Annotated in this window: 1 pseudogene; it reads right to left on the minus strand. The window is 41.3% G+C overall.

The annotated features are described in order from the left end of the window. Window positions 1–26 precede the first annotated feature (26 nt). Window positions 27–762 (minus strand): annotated as a pseudogene (locus PL9631_RS26390) (hypothetical protein); the annotation flags it as partial.

The following is a 762-nucleotide window of genomic DNA, read 5'->3' on the forward strand; positions in this document are numbered from 1 at the left end:
TGATCGCCTTTCTAATGACAGCCACTTTATCCAAATTTGCTAATAAACTGAGATGCGTTATAGGTAGTACCATTTACCGCAAATAGTTCAACCCCTTTGATTGTCTGAGTCCAGGCATTAGATTGTCCAAAAGTATCAAAGTGATTGCCAAGATTGTCGGTTGTTCCACTAATCAAGACATCTCCGCCTGAATTGGTACTAACTATCACATTGGTCGGTTTTTGTGTGCTGGGATCGAGTTGGAAATAATCGATAATCAAGTTATCTTTACCCCTTCCACCGTCTACAGTACCTTGACCTGTCCCAACAGTGAAAGTGTCATCTCCATTGCCACCAGATATTAGGGCATCTTTAATCCCAAAGTTAGTACCAGAAATATTAAGGGTGTCATTGCCATTGTCACCGCCTACAGATGACTGATACACCCCAATGCCTAGAGAGCTATCCAAATCCCGGAGTCGAATTTTAGCCTCACCAACACCAGATCCATATCGATAATTACCGTCAATCACTCGATTGAAAGCGGCAAAGATGTCATAATTAACAGGCCCTTCTGTATCGGCTTGACCGTTAAGACTATAAAGATAGGGTGAATCGAGACTACCTGATATTCCTGAGTTATTATTCCAAGCTAGAAACTCATCTTGAACAGTTAAGTTAACAGTGGAACCTTGACTCACCAAATCTGGTATAAGCTCCAATTGTGGGGATGGTGCACCATCGTGAGCCCAAATAAACAGGTCATTATAAATATTAGAAGAA

Source organism: Planktothrix paucivesiculata PCC 9631 (genome assembly GCF_900009265.2).
Lineage (GTDB): Bacteria > Cyanobacteriota > Cyanobacteriia > Cyanobacteriales > Microcoleaceae > Planktothrix > Planktothrix paucivesiculata.